The following is a 223-nucleotide window of genomic DNA, read 5'->3' as shown; positions in this document are numbered from 1 at the left end:
CTGCTGCGCGCCGGCTCGGCGTCTCCAAGTCGATCGTCAGTCGGCAGCTCGCTCGGCTTGAAGCAGACCTCGGCGTCCAGCTGCTTGCACGAACCACTCGCGGCGCCGCCCTCACAGAAGCGGGTGCCACGTTCCGAGATCACGCCGCCAGAGTCTGCGCCGAGATCGATGTTGCCAAGGAAACGATCCTACCCGCCGGTGACCTTCGCGGCCGCTTGCGCGT

At 67.3% G+C, this 223-nt stretch carries 1 protein-coding gene; it reads left to right on the top strand.

Going from position 1 to position 223, the window contains the following annotated elements:
- Positions 1–223 (top strand): LysR family transcriptional regulator (locus tag OZ411_RS43315; protein ID WP_282532853.1); only part of this gene is annotated, 223 nt, incomplete at both ends.

This window comes from Bradyrhizobium sp. Arg237L (assembly GCF_029990105.1).
Lineage (GTDB): Bacteria > Pseudomonadota > Alphaproteobacteria > Rhizobiales > Xanthobacteraceae > Bradyrhizobium.
The sequence above is the reverse complement of the archived record's forward strand: the minus strand, read 5'-3'. Positions and strand labels throughout refer to the sequence as shown.